Source organism: Thiomonas sp. FB-6, assembly GCF_000377645.1.
Lineage (GTDB): Bacteria > Pseudomonadota > Gammaproteobacteria > Burkholderiales > Burkholderiaceae_C > Thiomonas_A.
In genome coordinates this window covers 1-4,524 of sequence record NZ_KB898533.1, presented here as the reverse complement: position 1 = coordinate 4,524, position 4,524 = coordinate 1, and the positions used below count along the sequence as shown (strand labels likewise).

Genomic DNA, 4,524 nt, shown 5'->3' with positions numbered 1-4,524 from the left:
CGGGCGCTGGCCGCACCCCGGATCTTGCGCGGGCGTCCAGCCCGCGCTGCGATCCGGCGCACGCCCATCATCCCGATTCTGCACCAACGCGACCCCCTCCGGTATTTCAACAGCCTGCTAAAGGGCTTCACTTGTCGAGCAATGATATGCCGGGCGCGCCGCGCAGGGCGCGAAAGCGCACATCGCAGACAATGTGGATCGCGGGAGTGCCCGCCCCCTGGGCCCACCGCAGCAAGCCACTGCGGCAGGATCACGGGCAGGGGGCTGTCGATTGGGCGTGGGTGAAAATTCTTGAGAGGAATTGCGTAGTGAAGATTTTCGTCTATTGTCCGGCTAGCCTTGCGACGGGCGGGACGGAACTCCTGCATCAATTGGTGCACGAGTGCCGGCGCATGGGACTTGACGCTTACATCGATTACGTCGGAGGGCTCGGCGCCGCAGGACGCCCGCCGAAATTCGCCCATTACGATGCTCCCTATTCAGCGGCCGAGGACCGCGATGGGGATGTGATCGTGGTGCCTGAGGTCTTCACCCCGCTTGTCAGCCGCATCAACCGCGCAAAGACCTATGTGTGGTGGTTGTCCGTGGACAATTACTATCGAAGGCGGGGCGATGGGAAGTTCAGCGACATGGCTCGATCCGTGGCATCGCTGCTGTCGGGCCGAAGAAGTTCGATACGCTCACTGCGACGACACCAGCATTTGGTACAGAGCCATTATGCGGCTGAATTCTTGTCGGAGAAGGGTCTTGCATCGAGATTTCTCGGGGATTTCATTGGTGAAGAATATCTCGCTCCTTGGGTGCCGCAAGGCGCTCGGAAAGACCTTATTCTTTTCAATCCCAAGAAGGGATGGCGCATTACGCGTGAGCTTTTGCGGGGCTTGCAGGGAATCGGTGTCGTGCCCCTCAGCGGAATGTCTAGCAGCGAGTTGAGGGGGCACTTCCGGACGGCGAAGCTGTATATCGATTTCGGCCACCATCCTGGAATGGATCGCCTTCCGCGTGAAGCGGCTATAAGCGGATGTTGTGTCGTGACGGGGCGGAGGGGCGCGGCCGCGAATTCTTTGGATATACCGATTCCTGAGCGTTTCAAGATCGACGAGCGATCCATTGCTCAAGCGAGGCGACGCTTCACGGAGGTCGTTGCCGATATATTCTCGAATTTCAATGCGCGTAGCGAGGAGTTCGAGCCTTACCGCATGCGCATACGTGGTGAACGGGAAAGAATGCGCTCGGAAATGGCCGAGATCTTCAATGCGCGTTGATTCGCACCATTTTCGTGGCGACCTTTGTACGTTGCAGACAGATTGCAGTCGGGGATGGGCGCGGAAGGGGCTCAGGGAAAGTTTAGGTGTTTTCTGGATAGGTGAATATAAATCGCCACAATGGCGAATTCGGCCAGAGTTCCCGCCGCGGCCACACCCACGGACTGGAAGCGCATGGCCGCTGGGAATGCCAGGAGCAGCGTCAAGAGACCCACGAAACTTTGCGCGCGGACGATCGGCTTGACAATTTGAAAGCTGAACAGGCCCTGTACCCCAAGGATGTTGCTCACGGCGATGAGGAGTGCCTGGGGACTCATGATCCAGAAGACCCACAGAGCAGGGGCGATCGCGCGGCCTCCAATGATCTGGATGAGAACGGGCGCGGCGGCAATGACCATTAGGGTACTGACGGCGCCCAACAGGACCGTGCTGTGAAGAATGCGGCGCAGGAAGTCGATCGTGGCTTGGTGGCTGCTCTCCCGCATTCGATTGACATGGGGAACCAAGGCTTGAAGCAGGGGAGTGAGGAGTCTTTTGACCGCGTTGTTGAGGCGATCGGCGATCGCGTAGTACGCGATCTGCTCCCGTGAGCCGACGATGCCGAGCACAATTGTCAACGCATTCGTATAGAGCAGGCTTGCCAAGGTCGAGGCAAACATTTGTGCCGATTCGCTCAGTGACTTCAGCAGTTCGTCGCGCGTAGGGCGACAGGGGGGAATGGGCGCCAGGCGAAGCATCAAGGCCCAACCCCCGACCGCCGAGGCGAGGGCTATGGCCAATTCCACGCTCACTGCAGCGGGCACGTCGCCGCGGCGACGAACGATGGCAAAGAGAAGTAGCAGACCGAGGATCCGCACCACGATCTGCCAGATCACCATAGGCCTTACCCGTTGTAGTCCCTGGAAATACCAAGCCGGGTTGGCCACGCTCAACAGCACGAGTGGACTCGCCACGCGCATCAGGTGAGCGAGATCGGGAGGCAGTGGCAAGGCCCAGCTGCTCGCGACAAGGCTCACCCAGACCACGGAGCCGCAGGCAAGCTTGGCCAGAGTGGTCGAGCTGACCGTGCGGCTGAGCGCGACGGAATCGCTTCGTGTAGACGCCACGGCGCGTACGGCCGTGTACCCGTAGCCGAAGTCGGCGAAGGCGCCGAAGTAGCCGACCACTGCGAGCACTAGTGCGAACAGGCCGTAATTGCTGGTCCCCAGCACCCGAACCAGATAGGGCATGCTCACCAGCGGAAGCACGTAGCCGACCATCTGAAGAATGGCCAAGTCGGCCGTGTTCGACCATAGCGGGTTATGCCATAGGCGGGCGATCAGGTCTCTGAACTTGCCCAAGCGGTCGGGCATAGGGTTGGGGTTTTCCACGAGGAATGCGGCCCGCAGATACGCCCTGGCGCGGAGGTGCCGAGGCTCGTTGAGCTTGCAATTGTCGCGCAGGCATAGGGCGCCAGGCGAGAGCGCCGCGCGGAGATCGCTCCTGCCAAGCGCCTAGGCGGATGCGGCGTGGATCTGCAAGTTGATGGCCTTCTGCCTAGGATGCGCAATGTAGGGATGATTCCTAGGGTTTCGATCTGGAGTGTGAGCGATGCAACAACGACGTCTGGGCCGCGACGGCCCGCTGGTTTCCGCCCTCGGCCTCGGCTGCATGGGCATGTCCGAGTTCTACGGCCCGTCCGACGACGCCAGGTCGTTGGCCACCATCGAGCGCGCCCTCGACCTCGGGGTGAACCTGCTCGACACCGCCGACATGTACGGCGCGGGCCACAACGAGCAGCTGCTGGGACGGGCCATTCGCGCCCGGCGCGACGAGGTCGTGCTGGCCACCAAGTTCGGCAACATGCGCGGCCCCAACCGCGAATTCCTCGGGGTCAACGGCCGTCCGGAATACGTGCGCGAGGCCTGCGACGCCAGCCTGCGCCGCCTGGGGGTCGACCACATCGACCTGTACTACCAGCACCGCGTCGATCCGGCGGTGCCCATCGAGGACACCGTGGGCGCGATGGCCGAGCTGGTGCGCGCCGGCAAGGTGCGCTGGCTGGGTCTGTCGGAGGCGGCTCCGGCCACTATCCGCCGCGCCCACGCGGTGCACCCCATCAGCGCGCTGCAGACCGAGTACTCGCTGTGGAGCCGCGAGCCGGAGGACGAACTGCTGGACACGGTGCGCGAGCTGGGCATCGGCTTCGTCGCCTACAGCCCGCTGGGGCGCGGCTTTCTCACCGGCAGCATCCGCAAGGCCGAGGATCTGGACGCCGGCGACTTCCGGCGCAATTCCCCGCGCTTCCAGTCCGAGGCGCTGGACGCCAACCTGCGCCTGGCCGACCGCGTGCGCAGCATCGCCGCCGAGCGCGGCTGCACGCCGGCGCAACTCGCGCTGGCCTGGCTGCTCGCGCGCGGCGAGGACGTGGTGCCCATTCCGGGCACGCGCAGCACGCAGCGCCTGGAGGAGAACCTGGGCGCGCTGGATCTGCGCCTGAACGCCGAGGACGTGGCCCGCCTGGACCGCGAGCTGCCACCGGGCGCGGCCCGCGGCGAGCGCTATCCCCAGGCCTCGATGCGGGCGGTGAACCGCTGAGCGCGCGCCCGGCGTGCGGGCCCCACGAGCGTGGGGCCCATGTTTCCAGATGTCCCGCGCTTTGCAGCCACGGGCCCGGCGGCGTAGAGTGTCCCCACGACCTCAAGGAGCCGAAGCCATGCAGCCCGCACCCGTGGGATCCCGCCAGGGCCCGTTGTCCTACATCCACTCCACGCCCGACAGCCCGTGGCAGACCTATCTGTCGCAGGTGGACCGGGTGGTTCCGTACCTGGGCCCGCTGGCGCGCTGGGCGGAGACGCTGAGGCGGCCCAAGCGTGCGCTGATCGTGGACGTACCGATCGAGATGGACGATGGCTCGGTGCGGCATTTCGAGGGTTTCCGGGTGCAGCACAACCTGTCGCGGGGTCCGGGCAAGGGGGGCGTGCGCTACCACCCGGACGTGACGCTGGAAGAGGTGATGGCGCTCTCAGCGTGGATGACGGTGAAGAACGCGGCGGTGGGGCTGCCCTACGGGGGAGCCAAGGGCGGCATCCGGGTGGACCCGGGGCAGCTGTCGAGGAAGGAGCTGGAGCGCATGACGCGGCGCTACACCAGCGAGATCGGGATCATCATCGGGCCGCAGCAGGACATACCGGCGCCGGACGTGAACACCAACCCGCAGATCATGGCGTGGATGATGGACACGTACTCGATGAACATCGGGGGCACGGCAACCGGAGTG

4 protein-coding genes are annotated in these 4,524 nt (G+C 64.2%); 3 read left to right on the top strand and 1 reads right to left on the bottom strand.

Annotated features, from left to right (window positions below; all coding sequences use genetic code 11):
• Nucleotides 1-1,265 (top strand): hypothetical protein (locus D466_RS24350; protein ID WP_231385777.1); only part of this gene is annotated, 1,265 nt, incomplete at its 5' end.
• Between the two features lie 71 nt (nt 1,266-1,336).
• Here the strand turns inward: D466_RS24350 and D466_RS0119795 are convergent.
• Nucleotides 1,337-2,635 carry an oligosaccharide flippase family protein gene (locus D466_RS0119795; RefSeq protein WP_156004512.1) on the bottom strand — a complete coding sequence of 433 codons (1,299 nt, stop codon included), beginning with the start codon at nt 2,633-2,635 and terminating at the stop codon, nt 1,337-1,339.
• A gap of 220 nt (nt 2,636-2,855) precedes the next feature.
• Between D466_RS0119795 and D466_RS0119790 the strand changes: the two genes are divergently transcribed.
• Together D466_RS0119790 and D466_RS0119785 are read left to right on the top strand one after the other, a co-directional pair.
• A complete protein-coding gene (locus tag D466_RS0119790; protein WP_018915411.1) occupies nt 2,856-3,842 on the top strand; it encodes an aldo/keto reductase in 987 nt (328 codons plus the stop codon).
• Nucleotides 3,843-3,960: 118 nt separating this feature from the next.
• Nucleotides 3,961-4,524 (top strand): Glu/Leu/Phe/Val dehydrogenase (locus tag D466_RS0119785; RefSeq protein ID WP_018915410.1); only part of this gene is annotated, 564 nt, incomplete at its 3' end.